The organism is Kitasatospora sp. NPDC015120 (assembly GCF_043080305.1).
In the GTDB taxonomy this organism is placed as follows: domain Bacteria; phylum Actinomycetota; class Actinomycetes; order Streptomycetales; family Streptomycetaceae; genus Kitasatospora.
This window is the reverse complement of record NZ_JBIBVJ010000075.1, coordinates 1-1,239: the sequence shown is the minus strand read 5'-3', so window position 1 is coordinate 1,239 and position 1,239 is coordinate 1. Positions and strand designations below refer to the sequence as shown.

General features: G+C 31.7%; 1 protein-coding gene. It reads right to left on the bottom strand.

Annotated elements, in window-relative coordinates; translation table 11 throughout:
• Positions 1–1,028: 1,028 nt before the first annotated feature.
• A partial coding sequence (locus ACF1AK_RS36390) for a hypothetical protein (protein ID WP_391503088.1) occupies positions 1,029–1,239 on the bottom strand: 211 nt, incomplete at its 5' end.

The following is a 1,239-nucleotide window of genomic DNA, read 5'->3' as shown; positions in this document are numbered from 1 at the left end:
TGATTTGTCATAGTTTATATATAGGGTCATCTTTAAAGTTCTCTATCAGTAACTCTTTCACATTTATCTCTTCCATAGTTACTCTCCTTCCCTTGATACTCCTAATCAAATACTACCTAAATCACTTAGATAAATCAACGGAAACAAACGTTTTACAGCGTTACCGTTTGGTAACGCAATTAAAAACTCTCGCAAACGAACCACAGCGCTAACAATAACGCACTTAAACGATATCCAATTGAACGATTAACAATCATTTATATCGATTCAAATACATAATCGAATCGTTCTATACGCTAACTACCGATAGACTACACATTCAAACGATTCATTTATGTAATCGATTGTTGTAGTTGCGCATCGTTTGTACCGTTCGAACACAGAGCTACTCATCGTTTGAGAGCGTTAAGTGTTGATACAATAAGATTTTAAAAGAAAATGCCAGATCATCTAAATATATAAACTCAACTCAGATCTCGAGTAGGAAAAAATTCAGAAGAAGCAATGGTGATAGATCTAGAGAAAACGGAAGACCCGAAAAAATGAGGATTGTAACCAAACTCAAATGGGAGTAGAAGAAAAAAAGAATAGGATGAGTACGCAGTGTTAATTGATTGGGCTAAGTTATAGTTTTTGGTTGATTTAGCATAAAAAACATTGGTGGTCACTTTGCTAATCAATAAATAAAATGAGTAATCCAATTGTCCTCTGTAAACAGAATGCCTCATAGATTGATACCGAAAGCAGCTCGTTAAAGCCAGATGAAATATAATCCATTTTTACTGAATTTTTGTTTTTGATGTAAAAGGCAAAAAATAAAAGATAGGGCACCCATTCTATCAACCTTTACATTTAACATAGCTATTAATTAATCAAATGTGTAATTGATTTTAAGAAATATGTACGATTCTAGAAATGCGTTGCTAATCGTTCGATAGCGCTAAACATTGGTATATAAGGGATTTCTATATAAAAAACTCAAAGGAAAGTAATTCCTTTGAGTTTTTTATTTTAGATTTATTTTCTATCTATCTATCTAATAAACCGCGTAAATTTGAGCTAGCATTTGTTTTCTCTTCATCTTTATTAGAGTTACCGCTTAACAATGCTCTAAGATCTTTCGGTTTATTTGTTTCTTTCTTTTCATGATTTAAAGAGTTTAATCTTTCTAAAACTTCATCATTTTTCTTAGCTGCATTCTTAGCCTTTATAAATTCGTCATATTTTTGTCCGATAATC